Raw genomic sequence first — 16,858 nt, 5'->3', positions numbered from 1 at the left:
TCTTGTGTTGGTGCATGAACTCAGTGAACACATCGTCGTCGCTGCTAAACAGAGTGCCTTGGCATCAACATGGTCATTCAAAGAGGGGGTAAGCAGAGCATCAATCATGAGCAAGAGCAAAGAAGTGATGGACGGGACCGTGGCCATGGCCAATATTGAGTGCATCAGCATGAGAGATGGCCTGAGTAATGTACTGTTTAGCCAGAGAGATTGCTTCTGTAAGCGGGTAGTTTTGTGCCAGATATGAGGCGATCGCCGAACTTAACGTACACCCTGTGCCGTGCGTGTTCTGAGTATGGATCCGCTCAGTTTCGTAGTAATGAACTTCAAATGGTGTGATTAACAGGTCGGTGCTGGTTTGCTCGGACTCCAGATGCCCCCCTTTGAGTAAAATGGCAGGGGTGTCCAGTGAGCGTAAGTCCTCAATCAATGCTTCCATCGCCGACTGAGAACCCGGGGTTGTGCTGCCTAGCAGTGCCGCACATTCGGGTAGGTTAGGGGTAATGATCGTAGCCAGTGGCAGCAGTTCACTTTTCAATGCATCAATAGCATTGGCCTCAAGCAGCAGGTCGCCGCTGGTGGCCACCATTACAGGATCCAATACCACGAACTTAGGGCGATAGTGACGTATTTTTTCTGCTACGGCGGTGATGATTGTAGCATCTGCCAGCATGCCGATTTTTACCGCGACGATATTAAGGTCGCTAAATACAGCGTCTAGCTGGGCATGCACAAATTCAGGCTCGATCCCCAGAATGCCAGAGACGCCCTGAGTGTTCTGGGCTGTCAGGGCGGTGATCACGGAACAGGCGTAACTGCCGGTTGCAGAGATCGCTTTGATATCGGCCTGAATACCGGCACCACCACCAGAGTCAGAACCAGCGATGGTTAATACGATAGGCGTGTTGGATTTTGAGGTTGCCATTGTGTGCTCCTTTTCTGCGCAGGAACAAGCAATAGGCATAACAAGATGCACTGCGGGTGCAGGGCGATCGTGAGGCGTCTATCAGTTCCCTACGTCAGTGCTAACTGAATCAGGTTCAACGGGTCTCACCTATGGTGATCTCAGCGAAAACGCTCCCCGACTAATGAGAAAGTCATTGTTATACAACGGACATTTTTTTTCCAGAACTAAAGCGTGAGCGAATCTACTTATTTACACAATCCACTACAACGCTGGTTTCATGGTGCTAATGGGAGGAGAGTATTCTGTCAACCAGGATGCCGGTCAACAGTAAAAAAAATGTGGGCAGCGTGTTTAATATGGAATGAAAACTCTTGAAAGTCTCCAGGTATTTTTGAGTGGTGACTCGAAGTGGGTTTATTAAAAGCGCAAAAAATAATCATGAGCTCCTATTTATTATTCTCGATGTTTACATTTTTTTAACCGATGTGGACAGGGACATTATGGTTTTTAGGGAAAGAGAATAATTACATGAATAGAATCGTACTTGGTGTGTCGACACTGGCTTTGGCTCTCAGTCAAAGTGTGGCTGCGGCACCCGCTAAGCCTTCTATCGACGTCTGGGGCTCGAACAATCTGCAGTTTTCGAAAATCCAATTGGCAATGGAAACCACCACAGGTTATGACCAGATGGTGCAGTATAGCGACTTAGCACAAATCAATATTACCTTTAATCAGTGGAGTGGCACCACGGGAGACACTTACAACATCTATTTTGATGGCGCAAAGGTTGCGAGCGGCGCCATCAATGGCAGTCAGACCACGGCCAGTTTTGGTTATGGACAGGGGGGCTTATATCAGATGGAGGTGGAGGCCTGTGATGCTACAGGGTGCAGCCGAAGTACAGCAATGGAATTGGTGGTTGCGGATACCGATGGCGCTCATTTAAAGCCTCTGACTATGAACGTTGACCCTAACAATAAGTCTTACAACTCCGATCCAAATACCGTCGTGGGAACCTATTTTGTTGAGTGGGGGATTTACGGTCGAGGCTATACCGTCGATAACATTCCGGCAGATAATCTGACTCATATTCTGTACGGCTTCATACCCATTTGTGGACCAAACGAATCGGTGAAATCTGTGGGGGGCAACAGTTTTAATGCACTGCAAACCGCCTGCCGTGGTATGCAAGACTTCGAAGTGGTGATCCACGACCCTTGGGCCGCATACCAGAAAGGGTTTACTCAGGCTGGACATGACTACAATACGCCAATCAAGGGTAATTACGCCATGCTAATGGCACTCAAACAGCGCAATCCAGATCTGAAAATTATTCCGTCAATCGGTGGCTGGACCCTTTCAGACCCTTTTTACAGCTTTACCGACAAAGCCAACCGAGACATTTTTGTTGCTTCGGTGAAACGCTTCCTGAAAACCTGGAAGTTCTATGATGGCGTCGACATCGACTGGGAGTTTCCAGGAGGAGATGGCGCTGCGCCTGATTTAGGTGATCCGGTGAAAGACGGTCCGGCGTATGTGGCTTTGATGCGAGAGCTGCGAACCATGCTGGATGAGCTAGAAGCGGATACAGGCCGTGTCTATGAACTGACCTCAGCGATTGGTGTTGGCTTCGATAAGATTGAAGATGTGAATTATGCGGAAGCGATTCCTTATATGGATTACATCTTTGCCATGACCTACGATTTTTATGGTGGCTGGAATAATGTCCCGGGGCATCAAACCGCATTGTATTGTGGCAACTTTATGCATCCGGGTCAGTGCGATGGAACTGGTGTAGACGCTGAAGGCATACCGTACAAAGGACCAGCTTATACCGCTGATAATGGTATCCAGTTATTGCTTGCTCAAGGCGTACCCGCGAACAAACTGGTTTTGGGTACCGCCATGTATGGCCGTGGCTGGACGGGTGTCACGCCCGACACGCTCACCGATCCCAGCGATCCAATGACAGGTACTGCGACAGGTAAACTGAGCGGCACTACCGCGCAGGGGGTTTGGGAAGATGGCGTTATTGATTACAAAGGCCTTAAGTCCTACATGCTGGGAGCCAATAGTACCGGCATCAATGGTTTTGAGTACGGCTACGATGCGATGGCAGAAGCACCCTATGTATGGAATCCAACTACGGGTGATTTGATTACCTTTGATGACGACCGCTCGGTAAAAGCAAAGGGTGCGTATGTTCGCAGCCTGGGGTTGGCGGGGCTGTTCTCATGGGAAATTGACGCCGATAATGGTGATATCCTCAATGCGATGCACGAAGGTTTGGCTGGAGGAGTGCCAGCAAACCGGGTACCTACTGCCAACGCAGGTAGCAACCAAACGGTAGAAGGGCCTGCCAGTGTAGTTCTGGATGGCAGTTTGTCACGCGATAGTGACGGCAGCATTGTCAGCCATGTATGGACTCAGCCTGTCGGTCAGTCGCTGCCAGTCAGTGGAGAAAACACCGCTCAGCTTAACGTCAGTGTTGCCGAAGTGGCACAAAGCGTCACCTATCACTTCATGTTGACCGTGACCGATAATGAAGGAGCAACTGACTCGGCCAACGTACAGGTCACAGTGAATCCGAAGAATAGCACACCCGTTAATACCCCCCCATCAGCGGTAATTACAGGCGTGGCCACAGCAAATGCTGGTGACAATGTGTCGCTGGATGCCAGCGGATCAAGTGACGCAGAGAATGATCCACTGTCCTTTACATGGCAAGCACCAACGGAGTTAAACGTCACAGTGAATGGGAGTGCTATTAATTTTGTAGCACCTAGTCTCACAACTGATACGGATTATACTTTTACCGTGGTCGTAAGTGATGGCGAACTGACAGCGACGCAGTCTCATACGTTGACCGTGAAAGCGGAGGGAGTGGTGGTTGGTTGTCACGATACCTGGGATCCTGCGATGGTCTACAACGGTGGCGACAGTGTTGTCTATCAAGGACTCAACTATCAGGCCAAATGGTGGACACAGGGTGAAGACCCTACCCAGTCAGGAGAGTGGGGCGTGTGGAAAGATCTTGGCGCATGTAATTAACAGCTATCTAAGCGTTCAGTAAAGTAAATAAAGTCCCGCCATTTGTTAACGGTGCACGGTAACAAATTTGCGGGCTTTTTTCATGCTCCCAAAACCGGTGACGCTGATTGACTAAGGGGTTTCTTAGCTAGAAAGGAGAGTTGTTTATTGGCAATGACCTCCTATTCTTAATAGACATTGTGGTCAGGATTACGCTTATGAGAATATCAATAATAACAATAGGTTTTTTGTTATTGCTCTCGTCTACAGTGACAGCGAAAGAGAGCATAGTATTTGGTGTCGTACCTCAACAGTCGGCAAGTAAACTGGCATCTCAGTGGCTTCCGGTAATGAACTACCTCTCTAAAGAGGTAGGTGTGCCGATGACGTTCGCAACCAAACCATCCATTCCTGAGTTCGAGCGAGAACTGTCCCAAAATGGTTATGACATCGCCTACATGAACCCTTATCACTATACGGTGTTCAGTCGCGAAAATGATTATCGGGCAATCGCCAAAGCTAAAGATAAGCTCATCAAGGGCATTATCGTTGTTCGCAAAGACAGTTCTTATAACTCAATGGCAGAACTGTCTGGCACGGCCGTGGCCTTCCCTTCTCCAGCAGCATTTGCCGCGAGTATTTTGAGTCGAGGTTACTTCATTCAGCAAGGTATTGACATCACTCCAACGTATGTACGCTCACATGATTCCGTTTACTTGAACGTTGCTAAAGGACTTTTTCCCGCTGGTGGCGGTGTGAAACGAACTTTTAATGCGATGGATCCAAAGGTCACTGATCAACTGAAGATCATGTGGGAAAGTAAAGGCTATACACCTCATGCTATTGCAGTGAGTGCTGATATGCCTTCAGACCTGAAACAGCGACTGCAACAAGCGTTTATTAAAATGGATGCGGAAATGCCAGAGCTTCTGCTGCCATTGAAAGTGAAAGGGTTTGTCGCTGCAGAGGATTCTGATTGGGACGATGTTAGGGAGTTAGCGATTAACGTTGAGCTAAGTCGAGAGTAGATTTCAGCAATGAAGTTTCGTACCAAAATGATTTTGGGCGTGGCGACAATAGAGGCCGTATTTCTTATGGTCTTGGTCTTTTATGCGATGAGTTTTGTGGCGGACTCCAACGTGGAACTGTTCGAGAACAAAATGAGTGCGACGTTATCGTTATTTAAGCAGAGCTCTATAGATGCCTTGCTAACCTATGATATTGCCAGGCTACAGAGCCTAGCGCGAGATGTCCTGAATGACCCTGATATTGTCTTCGTCAAAATCCATATTTCGGGGATAGAAGTGGTGTCGGTAGGTGACACCGACACCGTTCAGTCTCCACTGCCAGAGGGACACTATTTACGTCAGTTGGAAGTCCTGTTCGATAGCTCTCATATAGGACGCTTGGAGGTCATGTTTGACGGCAGGAGAATTGATGAGGTCGTGAGAAATTCGGGCTTCTATTTGAGCATCATTGCTCTCGTCGAAATCTTGTTCGTGGCAATCGCGTCGCTGGTATTTGGTTGGATACTTACCAGAGATCTTCTCAAATTATCCACTGCCAATAAACAGATAGAGCTAAAAGGGCCTGGTTACATCGTAGAGCACAAAAATCGGGATGAAATTGGCCAGGTGATTGATGCATTCAATAGCATGTCCATAGAAATGCGGAAGCAATATCAGGCATTGGAGCGCTCACGAGAACAGGCAACTGCCGCAAATAAGGCAAAGGACAGTTTTCTAGCCCTGATTAGTCATGAAATACGCACTCCTCTTAATGGCATTTTGGGAATGTCTAAGCTCTTGGAGTCAGAGCTCGCGGGTAAGCACAAATATCATTGCAAAGTGATCAATGACTCTGGTGAACACCTAATGTCGATTCTTAACGACATTCTGGATTTTTCGAAAATCGAGCAAAACAAGTTGGTGATAAATTGCGAGCGATTCCGAATCGCGCCAACGTCACAGTTGGCTCGTAGTTTCTTTAATCCCATGTGTGTTGAGAAAGGAATCGCTTTGTATGTTGAAAATAGTGTGCCGGAAAATATAGTCTGGTTTGGCGACGAGGCTCGTATCAAACAAATTTTGTTTAACCTAGTGAATAACGCAATAAAGTTTACTGCGAAGGGGAGTGTGACGATCCGTATTTTCTGGAATGAGTCACCGGCGGGTTTGACGCTTGAAGTTGAAGATACCGGCATAGGCATTCCATCAGATAAAACTGCGCTCGTGCTACAACCATTTACTCAAGTTGACAATACGGTAACCAGAGACTTTGGGGGAACCGGGTTGGGGCTGTCTATTGTGAGCAAATTGGTAGAGCTAATGGCAGGGATATTTGTTGTCTCTAGTGAGCTTGGGGTTGGAACTCGCATGACCGTTTGTCTGCCACTTAAGTTTGAACGGCAAACCACCCCAGTTTCTGGCGAACAGGTCAGCTTAACTAAATGGGAGGATATCCAATGGCGAGCTCCTGATGGGGCACGCGCCCTGTTGGTTGATGACAACAAAGTCAACTTGATCGTCGGCAAAAAATGGTGCGAAAAGCTGGGTTTTACTGTTGATGTAGCTGGAGACCATATCAGTGCAATTAGTCAGTTACAGCAGCATGACTATTTGTGCTTGTTGGTCGACAATCACATGCCAGAGGTCTCTGGAACTGAGCTTATTCAGTCGATGTTGAAGTTAAAGAGTGGCCTTACGATATTTGGCTGGACGGCGGACGTCTCCCAACGGACCTACCAAGAATTTATAAGAGTGGGAGCCAAAGGTGTTGTCGTCAAACCACTCGATATTCAAAACTTTTCAAATGTGGTTATTGATACCCTCAAGAAAAACCAGCGCCCTGAAGCCGACTAAGAGCGCTGGTCTTGCTTTATGCTGACTTTACGTCGGTTGCCAAACGATACTGAACCATGTCTTCAATAGTCAGAACCGGCATATTATGAAGCTTGCCGAAGGCAACGATTTCAGGTGCTTTCGCCATGGTGCCATCCGGGTTGGTGACTTCGCACAGAACGCCAAACGGAGACAGCCCGGCCATTTGCATGAGATCGATGGTGCCTTCGGTATGACCACGTCGCGTTAATACCCCACCTTGTTTTGCACGCAATGGGAACACGTGGCCAGGGCGGGCCAAATCTTCTGGACGAGCGCCAGACTGGCAGGCGGTTTTTATGGTGGTAACGCGGTCTGCCGCTGACACGCCTGTCGTGACACCTACTTTGGCTTCAATTGAGACAGTAAAGGCGGTTTGATTCGCACTATTATTGTTTTCAACCATGGGTGGCAGATCAAGTTGTTTGGCCTGCTCGTCAGTAATGCACAAACAAACAATGCCACTGCACTCACGGATCATCAGCGCCATTTGCTGATTGGTCAGGTGATCTACTGAGTAAATGATGTCGCCTTCGTTTTCACGATCTTCGTCATCCAGCAGCAAAACGCCGCGACCTTCGCGAAGTGCCTGAAGTGCGATTTCAACGCGCTCTAGCGGGGTGCCGAATTCGGCTAATAGTGAGGTTTGGTTCTGATTCATGGTAATACTCCTTAATACAAATACCAGAATCAGGGCATAGATATGGGGATCCACAACGCACCATGCGCGTGGTTCCAAAAGATAGCTTAGTGCTACCGCTTTTTGTGGAACAAAAGCAGCGTCACTTATATCGGCATTTGCATCGTGAGCGAACACGATCGCAGACAACACGCGTAACGAAGCGCGCCGATATACTTATCCTCTCCCATCCGGACTATAACCGTCGGCTCTGGAGTCGCACCAGATCTGCTGACCCTAACCGTTGTGCAGTTAGGCGCTCGCGGGCTTATCAATGAATGACTTACCGCCGGTGGGGAATTTCGCCCCGCCCTGAGAATAAAAATTAATGTCTTAACGACCCAGAAATGGTAACGACATTTCTGGGGTTTTAAAAGTGATATTGACCACAAATTCGTCTCGAAAAAAGCACCTGACGATGATTTGTGCTGGAGCAGCAAACAGGACGCTGATGACTGGTCAAACAAACAGCGGGCTTGTTAACAGAGGATGAGATTTGTGGTGAGAAGTGGTTAAGCAACATCGCGATATTGGTTGTTAAACCATGCTCATATTGAGACTTAGTGCATAAAACAGAAAATGATAGACGGAATTAAATTATATTTTGAGCAGTGAAATAAATCATGTGAGAGTGATCACTGTTGGTAGGCTATTGATTCAAATAGCATTGCCCCCCGAAACAATCATGGTCATCTACCCAATGTTTGATAACAATTCTACGTCATTCAAAGCGCCGTAAGAGCCCTGACGAATAACACTAATTACTTATTTGATGCTTGTTTTTATACAAAGAATACAGCGTATTACCTAGAGGGGGAGGTAATCATGCAAAAACCACGTCTATCATTTTGGCAAATCTGGAATATGAGCTTCGGCTTTATGGGGATTCAGTTTGGTTTTGGGTTACAAAACGCGAACGTGAGTCGTATTTTTGAAACGTTGGGGGCCAGTATCGATCAGATCCCGATTCTATGGATCGCTGCACCACTTACCGGCCTGTTAATTCAACCTATCGTAGGTTACTTTTCTGATCGAACCTGGAATGGTTTAGGTCGTCGCAGACCCTACTTTTTACTTGGTGCCATTCTCTCTTCATTGGCTTTGATCATCATGCCTTACTCGCCATATCTGTGGGTAGCGGCAGGGATGCTGTGGATTTTAGACGCGTCGATCAATATCTCTATGGAGCCTTTTCGCGCACTGGTTGCCGATAATCTGCCCTCAGAGCAGCGCACCCAGGGATTTGCGGTCCAGACCTTTTTTATCGGCGTTGGCTCAGTGGTCGCATCGGCGATGCCTTACCTGCTGACGAATGTGTTTGGTGTAGCGAATACTGCGCCAGCGGGGGAAGTGCCACCCTCGGTGAAAATTTCCTTTCTGTGCGGTGCTGTGGTGTTTCTGAGTTCGATAATCTGGACGGTGATGAAAACACGGGAATACTCCCCTCAGGAGATGGCTGTGTTTGATAACGTGAAACTGGAAACAGAGCCGAAAGCCAGCTTGAAAGATATGTTCTGCGATCTGAAGGCTATGCCAAAAACCATGATGCAACTCGCCGTGGTCCAGTTTTTTTCCTGGTTTGCGCTGTTTGCTATGTGGATTTATACCACGTCAGCGGTGACGTCCCAGATATATGGCACAACGGACGCCAGTTCGGAGCTCTACAATCAGGGTGCTGATTGGGTTGGACTCTGTTTTGCGATGTACAATGGGATTTCAGCTCTGGCTGCATTCTTTCTACCCTGGCTCGCGAGTCGTACTAGCCGCAAGTTCGTTCACAGCCTGAGTTTGGTGATAGGTGGGGTGAGTCTGGCCAGTTTTACTCTGATCCAGAATCCAACGATGCTCATGGTTAATATGGTGGGCATCGGACTCGCCTGGGCGAGTATCTTGTGTATGCCTTACGCCATTCTTGCCGGGGCGTTGCCGGCGAGAAAAATGGGTTTTTATATGGGGGTGTTCAACTTCTTTATTGTTCTGCCACAAATTCTGGCAGCAGGTGTGCTGGGCTTTTTCACCCGTGCGCTGTTTGGAGGCAACACCATGATGGCTATTATGTTAGGAGGGGGGGCTATGATTCTGGCCGGACTGCTGGTCTACTTCGTTCAAGACCAAGATGAGCCGAATATCGCCTCTGAACGCCAGACTGTGGCCGCGCACTAACCGTCTAGACGGATGTGGAGCTCAGCAATTTTTTTGCTGAGCTTTTTTCTTGTCTGACCCGCGGTTTTATCATTTAGTGGCTGCTTATTTTTCAAAGTTGAACTAACCTTTGTGGCGATATTCGATGCCTGATTGGCATGTGACGAAGGAACACCATGAATCTGCAACTTGAAACGGAACGCCTGATCCTCAGAGACTTTACTCTGGATGATCTTGAAGCCTGGCTAGCGATATCTTCTCATCCCAGCTACCAAACTTTTTATCCCAAAGAGGAATGCTCGCCAGAGTTTAATGCCCATTTGGTAGAGATGTTTGTCGAACAAGCGCACCAGCAACCCAGAACGAAGTTTCAATTGGCGATTGAAGGCAAGGAAAGTCATCAGGTGCTTGGTACCGTGGCGTTTCGTCTTGAAGCCGATGAGCAAGCCTCAATTGGCTTTGGTCTGGCAGTAGACCGGCAAGGTCGAGGTCTGGCTATTGAAGCCATGTCAGCTTTGCTTGAGTACGGTATTGAGCAGTTTTCTCCGCACAGGGTATTTGCCGAAACCCGCGCGGGTAATAAAGCCGCCATGGCGGTGTGTAAGCGATTAGGTCTGCAGCCCGTCGAAACGGCAGCGTCGGAGGGGGCGGAACAGATGGAAATTATTCGCTTGCAGTGGACCCGAGGGGAAGGTTAACGGGTCCTACGCTTTCTGTTGAGCAACGCCACCACCAGGGCTGCAAAGATACTGGCGGCGATGACCCAGACAATCAGTCGGTGCACTTGGTACAGATGCTCAAGTGCCGGCAAGTGTTCAAAGGCTACATGAATGATAAAGCTAAACACACCGACCCAGATCGTTGTGGCGACAGCATTGCCCAACAAAAATTCAGTACGTGGCATTTTGGCAATGCCGCAGGCCAACGGCATAAATTGTTTCATACCCTCAACAAAGCGACTGATCACCAAACAGATTGGGCCGTAGCGCAGGATGCTCGCTTGCAGTTTTTTCATCTTCGGGCCCGAGATGTATCCTCGGCTATTTAACCATCCCTCAAAGTAGTAGCCAAGAAGATAGCCACAGGTGTTTCCGACGAAGCAACTGAGCCAGGATACCAGCATAACCAGAGACAGGTTCATTACGTGCTGTGAAGCCAATATTGAGGCGGCCACCATCAGTGACTGACCAGGCATAGGGATCCCCAGTCCCTCAAGGAAGATACTCACCACCAGAGCCAGATAACCATATTGTTCAAGCAGTGGCTTCATCGCCAGAAGAAGATCGTTTAAATGTTGCAACGGTTGGCCTCACAATAGATTTGCGTGCTTACGTTTCTGTAAAACGAGAACCAACAGCAGTGCAGCGCAGTGCCTAGTTCTGCTGAGTATCTACGATAGATACTCTTGTTCACTGGGGGAGTCAAACATCAGAACAGATTAAATAGACATCTATTCACCACAATCGTTTTTATTTAGTCTTTACTCACACGCTGACAAGTGACATCTTGGTGGCAAAGAGAATAAAGACAGGGATACTGTATGCAGGACAGATGCAAAACCGTATTGCCAGGCAACATTGAAAAGTCGCCCGCTGAGATGTTTACGGCGATGGCCAGGTGGTGTGAACAACACCAGGTCACGCACGATAGATATGGCGAAGGGGAACTGATTCAGTCATTTGAGAATAAGGTGGCGTCACTGTTGGGGTTTGAGGCTGGATTGTTTGTTATCACAGGTACCATGACTCAGCCGACCGCATTGCAAATTGCCTGTAAACAACGTCAGTGCCAGAACGTCGCGATGCACCCGTCCAGTCACATCTATCTCCATGAAAATCAAGGCTATCAATTACAGGAACGCTTTAACGTGTTGCCAGTGGGAAAGCCATATCAACCATGGAATCTTGAGGATCTGACTAAGATACCCGATACTCTGGGCGCGGTGTTGTATGAACTGCCGATGAGAGAAATTGGTGGTCAACTCCCCAGTCTTGAGCAGTTGGGATTAATAAAATCCTACTGCCAGCAGCAGAATATCCACTTGCATATGGACGGTGCCAGGCTATGGGAATGTGCCGCATACTATCAGCAGTCGTATGCACAAATCGCCAAGGGTTTTAACTCGGTTTATGTCTCTTTATATAAAGGGATTGGCGGCCTGGGTGGCGCAATGCTACTAGGCGATAAAGCTTTTATTGACCGCGCCTCCGTTTGGATGCACAGGCAGGGCGGCAGTGTCTATCATCGCACTCCTTATATTGTGGCGGCTGCGATGCAGTTTGAGCAGCGACTCACCAGAATGCCAGAGCTGTTTAAACGCACTCTGCAAATCTACGACATCCTCAAAGAGTTCCCTGCTTTGACTGCTAACCCTGAGCAGCCGCAAGCCAATATGTTGCATCTGCACCTACCGCTCAGTCAGCAGTCGGCAACAGCACTTCGTGATACGTTGGCGCTCGAACATGGTCTCTGGATAGGTAATCCTCAACAAGGACAGTTACCCAAACAAAGTTATCTTGAATGGTACATCGGAGACCACCTACTGGCCATGTCAGATGAAGATCTGAGACATCATCTCAGTTTGATAGAGCAGGGCTGCCAGTCAAGCTAATAACCTTTAGACCACCCATAGACTTTTTGGCCTATGGGTGGTCTAAAGCTAAAAGAACATCAGTGACCCAAAGCTCATTGAACTGATGGCCAGATACAAAAGGGTGTTAACTCTATGAGTTAGTTCAATTTCCAAAGGTTTGGATGGACATAAATGGATCTTGATTAGTCGTTAATTGAAAATCTCATACTTGCGGTGTGTGTTGTTATGGTAACCCCGCCTCGCGTGTAACTAGCCCAACTGTCCAACCATATTTTCAGGAGCCAGAGCATTATCCAACTGTTCTTTGGTTAACAGCCCCTTGGCTAAGATTAGATCATAAACACTGCTGGCTTTTTCCAGCGCTTCTTTTGCTACACTGGTACACACTTCGTAGCCAAGATAAGGATTAAGGGCAGTCACCACACCAATAGAGTTCTTTATATTGCCAGCGCATACTTCTCTATTGGCAGTAATGCCTTTAATGCAGCGCATTCCCAGAGTATTCATACCGTTCTTGAGGCTCTCAATGGACTCAAAAAGGCTCTCGACCATTACTGGCTCCATCACATTCAGCTCTAGTTGACCCGCTTCAGCCGCCATGGTCACTGTCAGGTCATTACCAATTACTTTATAGGCAATCTGGTTAACCACCTCCGGGATCACCGGGTTGACCTTACCTGGCATTATGGAGGATCCTGGCTGCATTGCCGGCAGATTAATCTCATTAAATCCAGCTCTTGGTCCGGAGGAGAGCAAGCGCAAATCATTACAAATCTTAGACAACTTAACGGCCAGTTGTTTTAGTGCAGAGGAGTACATGACCAGTGAACCGGTATCGTGGGTCGCTTCAATCAAGTCATCAGCCAGAACAATATTCCGTCCTGTAATATTACAGAGATGAGGAATCACCTTTTCACGATAAGCTGATTCCGCATTCAGGCCAGTACCGATGGCAGTACCGCCCAGGTTGACAGTAAGAAATGGTGTACTGCAGGTTTTCAGACGTTCGACTTCATTGCGCAGGCTGGTAGCAAAAGCCTGAAAGCTTTGACCTAGCGTCATAGGAACGGCGTCCTGCAACTGGGTGCGACCCATTTTTAACACATCGAAGAATTCAAATGCTTTACAATCGATATAGTTAATTAGCTTTTCTATCTCTACAAGTAACTCATCATTAGCTTCCAGCAGAGCGATTCTAATTGCTGTCGGGTAAGCATCATTGGTCGACTGGGAACAGTTAACATGGTTGTTAGGGCTGCAATACTGATACTCGCCACGTTGATGCCCTAGAATTTCTAAAGCCCGGTTGGCAATTACCTCGTTAGCATTCATATTGGTTGAGGTACCAGCTCCACCTTGGATCATGTCAACAATAAAGTGGTTGTGCAGCATGCCCATATAGATCTCGTCACACGCCTGACAAATAGCCTGCGCAATACCATCGGGTAGATTTCCCAGCTCAAAGTTCGCCAGTGCGGCTGCCTTCTTTACCTGCGCCAGGCCACGAATCAAGCTGGGGTGAGAATTAAGCTTGATACCACTGATATCAAAGTTCTCGAGTGCTCTTAGGGTCTGAATACCGTAATAAGCCGTATCCGGAACGACTTTATCTCCTAATAAGTCGTGTTCTATCCTCTGGCCACCGCTGCGATAGAGCTGAGCGATATTTTCATAGCGACTGTTTGCATGCTCCATCCGGCGAATAATGATCTGAGAAATTGTCGCAAAGACTTTAGTTGTCAGTTCACCGTGGGAGTTAAAAAGTGTCAATAGCTGGTCTTTATCAAATCGGTACAGAGTGGTGTTCATCAACGCCCTCGCACTCATATCCTGCTTATATACTGGTGCAATCAGGATCGTTTCTCCGATAAACTCATTGCGGGAGAAAACCGTCACACTCTGCTCTGAGCTACCCTTATCATCAAAAAGTTGTAGGCTTCCGGCTGCGATAACAAACAGTGCATCGGCACAGTCTCCTCTTTGAAAAAGTACCTGACCGGCGGTTAACTGTTGCATCTGGGCACACTCTGCAAACAGCTGCAAGGCGTGGTTCGGCAGCCCCTGAAACAACTCAATATGGCGAAGGCATTCAGTGATTGATTGTGTGTTCATGTTGTTCGGTCTCTTGTGCAAGGATGATTATTCGCTGCTCCCCTGGCTAGAGGAGCTCTGGTTAAGGTCTAGCCCTTAACCACTTTAAAGTTGTCCCAAGCCTGACTGGTTGGCATTACCTCAAGACTGTTAATATTGATATGAGACGGCTGTTCAGCTATCCAAAAAATAATGTCGGCAATGTCTTCCGGTTGAAGTGGATTGCTGTCTTCGTAGATGGCGTTATATTTATCCTGATCTCCGTTAAAGCGTACCAGGCTGAATTCACTTTCTGACAATCCCGGTTCAAGGCTGGTTACTCTGACTCCTGTTCCTGCAAAATCACTTCTCAGGTTTCGGGAAAACTGCTGCACAAACGCCTTGCTCGCGCCATAAACATGCGCTCCTGGATAAGACCAGTTAGAAGCGATACTGGCCAGGTTGATAATGCTGGCTTTGGGTTGAGCTTTCAGTACTGGTAACAGAGTGTGAGTCACATTCACCAGACCAGTAACATTGGTATCAATCATAGTGTGCCAGTCATTAAGGTCTGCCTCATCTGCCGGTGAAGCGCCAAGAGCCAGACCGGCATTATTGACCAGCACCTCGATACGCTTAAATTCATCCGGAATTGCATCCATAAATCGGAGAAGCTGTTCAGCGTCGCGCACATCCAATTGATAGGTGAACACTGGCGTTAGTTGTGCCAATTCATCAGCAAGTGCAGTCAAGCGTTCGACCCGACGGCCAGTCAGGATCAGCGGATAGCCGTTATCGGCAAACTTTCTGGCTGTTGCTAAACCAAAGCCGGAGGTGGCACCAGTGATTAATACAGTTGGCAGAGAAAAATCGGGCATTGTTTGCTCCTAGCATAACTTTCATTCCATGATAATGGTAAGATTACAGCAATAAATACTAGGTAGGTTAGAGCCAGTTTTTATTAAATTACCAGCCATCTGGCTCTAGTAATGTCGCCAGCTTCTCTATTCCGGCAGGGATCATGTTGATATCAATGGCTGAAAAGCCCATGCGAATATAAGAGAACGATTCTCTTTCCGGATGCATAAAATGAACATCTCCAGGCTCAATTAGTACCCCCACTTTCTGGGCTCTTTGGGCAAACTCTCCCGCTTTCATCCCTTCCGGTAATCTTAGCCAGAATGAGCTTCCCCCCAGAGTTTCATCGGTTACACACTGCGGCATATGCTGTTCCAGCAGCTGGCGAATCAGGGTCCATTTCTCTTTGTAACTGTTTTTTAACTTACGCACATAAGTGTCGTAATGACCCAGTGAGATAAACAGAGCACAGGTACGCTGGTTGTTGGAAGGTGGATGACGATACATCAGGCGACGCAGTTTCCGTACTTCGCTGATAAGGTTTGCATCTGCAACCATAAAACCGATTCTCAGTCCTGGTGACAACGATTTAGACAGGCTTCCCACGTAAATAACCCGGCCGTTGCTGTCCAGACTTTTTAATGCCGGAGAGGGCTGGCTGACAACATTTACTTCGCTCTCAAAGTCGTCTTCGATAATGATAAAGTCATTTTTCTCAGCAGAATCGAGTAACTTTTGGCGCCTATCCATCGACATGGTGACATTGGTCGGAACCTGGTGACTTGGTGTGGTATATACATAATCACAACCAGCCATCTGAGAGCTAACCTTAACCCCTTGAGGATCAACTCTGAGAGGTTCAATGTCTGCACCGTGGTAGCTGAAGATGTTCCGCGCATCCGGGTAACCGGGATCTTCCAACCCTACCTTAGTTCCCTTTTCCACCAACAAGTCGGCCAGCAGATAGAGCGAGTTTTGTGTACCAACAGTAATCAGGATCTCTTCAGGTTTAGCGGAGATCCCGCGCTTGCTGAGGACATTCACTTGCAATTGCTTCACCAGCATCGGGTCATCGCAGTCAACGGAATCTGAAATCCAATCTTTAATCACACTGCTACGCTGAGCCAGTCGCCCGCACTCGCGCCAGTGAGCCAGGGGAAACAAAGAGTGTTCCGGTTGGGCAAACAGAAACGGATAAGGGTACTGCTGCCAGTCAGCAGCTTTGACGACATTGCGCTGCTTATCCAGATCCGTTTTGACGCGTTTGCGCCAGAACAGTGCAGGCTTAACATTGGGCAGATGAGTTGCTGCCTGCTGGACACCTACCGAAATATCGCACTTTTTGCGCGCCTCTTCGGTAGCGTAATAACCACTTCGTTCCTGAGAATAGAGATAGCCTTCATCGACCAAGCGTTCATATACCAGAACGACCGTATTGCGTGAAACCCGCAGCATCGAAGCCATCTTGCGGCATGAAGGCAGAGCACTATCGCCAAATACACCACGTTGGATATTATCTATCACATGTTCGCGGATCTGCTCCTGTAGGCTTCGATCAGGAGTAAACTGGATATGCATTAAGTGGTCGGTTTTCATTGTCTGACTCTGCTGGTGTCTGAATTACTCTTTAATTCAGCATAATTTGTGCCAGTACTCTGTTTGGCCATTCGTGAAGCAGAAAACATAACCTGTCCCAATAA

12 protein-coding genes, 1 pseudogene and 2 riboswitches are annotated in these 16,858 nt (G+C 47.8%); of the genes and pseudogenes, 6 read left to right on the top strand and 7 right to left on the bottom strand.

Annotated elements, in window-relative coordinates:
* Positions 1 to 100: 100 nt before the first annotated feature.
* Positions 101 to 925, bottom strand: coding sequence for a bifunctional hydroxymethylpyrimidine kinase/phosphomethylpyrimidine kinase (gene thiD / locus C4S60_RS15135; protein WP_103881196.1), 825 nt, complete (start codon positions 923 to 925; stop codon positions 101 to 103).
* Between the two features lie 69 nt (positions 926 to 994).
* Positions 995 to 1,094, bottom strand: a riboswitch (TPP riboswitch).
* Positions 1,095 to 1,435: 341 nt separating this feature from the next.
* Here thiD and C4S60_RS15130 point away from each other — a divergent pair.
* From C4S60_RS15130 to C4S60_RS15120, 3 genes are all read left to right on the top strand, one after another.
* Positions 1,436 to 3,958, top strand: coding sequence for a glycosyl hydrolase family 18 protein (locus C4S60_RS15130; protein WP_103881195.1), 2,523 nt, complete (start codon positions 1,436 to 1,438; stop codon positions 3,956 to 3,958).
* Between the two features lie 197 nt (positions 3,959 to 4,155).
* Positions 4,156 to 4,965 carry a phosphate/phosphite/phosphonate ABC transporter substrate-binding protein gene (locus C4S60_RS15125; RefSeq protein ID WP_103881194.1) on the top strand — a complete coding sequence of 270 codons (810 nt, stop codon included), beginning with the start codon at positions 4,156 to 4,158 and terminating at the stop codon, positions 4,963 to 4,965.
* A 9-nt stretch (positions 4,966 to 4,974) separates the two neighbouring features.
* Positions 4,975 to 6,798 (top strand): ATP-binding protein, encoded by a 1,824-nt coding sequence (locus C4S60_RS15120; RefSeq protein WP_103881193.1) that lies wholly within the window; start codon positions 4,975 to 4,977, stop codon positions 6,796 to 6,798.
* A 16-nt stretch (positions 6,799 to 6,814) separates the two neighbouring features.
* On the opposite strand, the gene ribB is transcribed toward C4S60_RS15120, so the two are convergent.
* Positions 6,815 to 7,477: a 3,4-dihydroxy-2-butanone-4-phosphate synthase gene (gene ribB / locus C4S60_RS15115; protein ID WP_103881253.1), complete on the bottom strand. Its 663-nt coding sequence runs from the start codon at positions 7,475 to 7,477 to the stop codon at positions 6,815 to 6,817.
* A gap of 193 nt (positions 7,478 to 7,670) precedes the next feature.
* Positions 7,671 to 7,819, bottom strand: a riboswitch (FMN riboswitch).
* 501 nt (positions 7,820 to 8,320) lie between these two features.
* Between ribB and C4S60_RS15110 the strand changes: the two genes are divergently transcribed.
* Entirely contained in the window at positions 8,321 to 9,658 is a 1,338-nt protein-coding gene (locus C4S60_RS15110; protein WP_103881192.1) for an MFS transporter, read from the top strand.
* A gap of 155 nt (positions 9,659 to 9,813) precedes the next feature.
* The gene (locus tag C4S60_RS15105; RefSeq protein WP_103881191.1) at positions 9,814 to 10,335 is read left to right on the top strand and encodes a GNAT family N-acetyltransferase; all 522 of its coding nucleotides are present in this window, start codon (positions 9,814 to 9,816) and stop codon (positions 10,333 to 10,335) included.
* On the opposite strand, the gene C4S60_RS15100 is transcribed toward C4S60_RS15105, so the two are convergent.
* On the bottom strand, positions 10,332 to 10,937 hold the full coding sequence (locus C4S60_RS15100; protein WP_103881190.1) for a DedA family protein: 606 nt from the start codon (positions 10,935 to 10,937) through the stop codon (positions 10,332 to 10,334). The two genes, C4S60_RS15105 and C4S60_RS15100, sit on opposite strands and share 4 nt — an antisense overlap.
* Positions 10,938 to 11,177: 240 nt before the next feature.
* On the opposite strand from C4S60_RS15100, the gene C4S60_RS15095 reads away from it, so the two are divergent.
* Complete coding sequence (locus tag C4S60_RS15095; protein ID WP_103881189.1) at positions 11,178 to 12,248, top strand: threonine aldolase family protein; 1,071 nt, start codon at positions 11,178 to 11,180, stop codon at positions 12,246 to 12,248.
* A gap of 231 nt (positions 12,249 to 12,479) precedes the next feature.
* Here the strand turns inward: C4S60_RS15095 and aspA are convergent, their stop codons facing one another.
* The 4 genes and pseudogenes from aspA to pdxR all read right to left on the bottom strand — a co-directional run bounded on the left by aspA (position 12,480) and on the right by pdxR (position 16,754).
* Entirely contained in the window at positions 12,480 to 13,925 is a 1,446-nt protein-coding gene (gene aspA, locus C4S60_RS15090) for an aspartate ammonia-lyase (RefSeq protein WP_244183122.1), read from the bottom strand.
* A gap of 66 nt (positions 13,926 to 13,991) precedes the next feature.
* Positions 13,992 to 14,246 (bottom strand): annotated as a pseudogene (locus tag C4S60_RS23805) (cyclic nucleotide-binding domain-containing protein); the annotation flags it as partial.
* A gap of 164 nt (positions 14,247 to 14,410) precedes the next feature.
* Entirely contained in the window at positions 14,411 to 15,178 is a 768-nt protein-coding gene (locus C4S60_RS15085) for an SDR family NAD(P)-dependent oxidoreductase (protein WP_103881187.1), read from the bottom strand.
* 88 nt (positions 15,179 to 15,266) lie between these two features.
* A complete protein-coding gene (pdxR, locus tag C4S60_RS15080; protein WP_103881186.1) occupies positions 15,267 to 16,754 on the bottom strand; it encodes a MocR-like pyridoxine biosynthesis transcription factor PdxR in 1,488 nt (495 codons plus the stop codon).
* Positions 16,755 to 16,858: the final 104 nt, after the last annotated feature.

This window comes from Vibrio hangzhouensis, assembly GCF_900107935.1.
GTDB classification, from domain to species: domain Bacteria; phylum Pseudomonadota; class Gammaproteobacteria; order Enterobacterales; family Vibrionaceae; genus Vibrio; species Vibrio hangzhouensis.
Note: the sequence above shows the minus strand (reverse complement) of the source record. Positions and strands in the feature narration are given on the sequence as shown.

Coding starts and splice junctions, on each gene's coding strand:
- C4S60_RS15085 (WP_103881187.1), bottom strand. CDS start 15,178: ATGCCCGATTTTTCTCTGCCAACTGTATTAATCACTGGTGCCACCTCC.
- C4S60_RS15110 (WP_103881192.1), top strand. CDS start 8,321: ATGCAAAAACCACGTCTATCATTTTGGCAAATCTGGAATATGAGCTTC.
- aspA (WP_244183122.1), bottom strand. CDS start 13,925: ATGGAGCATGCAAACAGTCGCTATGAAAATATCGCTCAGCTCTATCGC.
- ribB (WP_103881253.1), bottom strand. CDS start 7,477: ATGAATCAGAACCAAACCTCACTATTAGCCGAATTCGGCACCCCGCTA.
- C4S60_RS15095 (WP_103881189.1), top strand. CDS start 11,178: ATGCAGGACAGATGCAAAACCGTATTGCCAGGCAACATTGAAAAGTCG.
- C4S60_RS15130 (WP_103881195.1), top strand. CDS start 1,436: ATGAATAGAATCGTACTTGGTGTGTCGACACTGGCTTTGGCTCTCAGT.
- thiD (WP_103881196.1), bottom strand. CDS start 925: ATGGCAACCTCAAAATCCAACACGCCTATCGTATTAACCATCGCTGGT.
- C4S60_RS15105 (WP_103881191.1), top strand. CDS start 9,814: ATGAATCTGCAACTTGAAACGGAACGCCTGATCCTCAGAGACTTTACT.
- C4S60_RS15125 (WP_103881194.1), top strand. CDS start 4,156: ATGAGAATATCAATAATAACAATAGGTTTTTTGTTATTGCTCTCGTCT.
- C4S60_RS15120 (WP_103881193.1), top strand. CDS start 4,975: ATGAAGTTTCGTACCAAAATGATTTTGGGCGTGGCGACAATAGAGGCC.
- pdxR (WP_103881186.1), bottom strand. CDS start 16,754: ATGAAAACCGACCACTTAATGCATATCCAGTTTACTCCTGATCGAAGC.